This is a genomic window from Bathymodiolus heckerae thiotrophic gill symbiont, assembly GCF_900180345.1.
Taxonomy (GTDB): Bacteria; Pseudomonadota; Gammaproteobacteria; order PS1; family Pseudothioglobaceae; genus Thiodubiliella.
The window spans coordinates 1-939 of record NZ_FXLV01000112.1 but is presented as its reverse complement, the minus strand read 5'-3'; the positions used below and the strand labels follow the sequence as shown (position 1 = coordinate 939).

Here is a 939-nt window from a genome sequence, read left to right as displayed (position 1 = left end):
GTCTTGAATGCTGAGGTATATTTGGTTCGTTTTTTACTCGTTTTTTACTCCGATTTTTTTGTTTAGTTTAACGGGTTCGAAATAAGAAAAATTAAATTGTTGTCTGAAATTGTTGGGGTTTTATAGTTTATTACAACTGGCTATTTAATTACAATTAAAATTGCACTTGTTATGCGAATTCAAGAGATTGTTTAAATGAAAGTATTACACTTATGGGTTGAATTCGTCATCCCTGAGGATTTTAATAAGCTTCTCAATCCCAGCGCTTAGTTTGATTTTCATCTGTGGTTTTTGCGCCAACCCATTGGCTGGTTTTTTCGGTGTGTTCTTTTTTCCAAAAAGGTGCTTGTGTTTTTAAATAATCTATTATAAATTCACAAGATTCAAAGGCTGATTTTCTGTGTTTACTGGTGGTAATCACCAGCACAATTTGCTCATTAACTTGTAAATCGCCAATGCGATGAATGATGACGATACAGCCTAATTTCCAACGTTGATACGCTTGGTCAGCAATTTCTGTTAATGCTTTTTCAGTCATTTTTGGATAATGTTCAAGTGTCATTTTTTGAATTGATGTATCATCTAAATCACGTACTGTGCCTACAAAACTCACTATTGCACCGATACTTTTATCGTTATTTCGTGCAAGTGCAACTTCTGTTGATAAATCAAAATCGAATTGTTGTATGGCTATTTTTTTCATAAGAGACCTTTGCATAATTCATAATTCATAATTCCCCATCCTATTTTCAACCCTTGCAATTTTTCAAAAAAAAATAGCTCAAAATTTCCGTATTTTTCCATAAAAATCTAAAAAACACCTTGTTTGTCTGATTTTTTTAGCCTTATTTCTCTCTTTTTAGCCTTTTTTACTCACTGGATGTAATAATCCCTTAGGCTTTTTAATCGCTGCATTTCTTTAAAAATATTCATGCCAGT

At 32.2% G+C, this 939-nt stretch carries 1 protein-coding gene; it reads right to left on the bottom strand.

Annotated features, from left to right (window positions below; translation table 11 throughout):
• Positions 1–253: 253 nt before the first annotated feature.
• Positions 254–703 carry a molybdenum cofactor biosynthesis protein MoaE gene (locus CRYPD_RS07735; protein WP_138146992.1) on the bottom strand — a complete coding sequence of 150 codons (450 nt, stop codon included), beginning with the start codon at positions 701–703 and terminating at the stop codon, positions 254–256.
• Between the last annotated feature and the right edge of the window lie 236 nt (positions 704–939).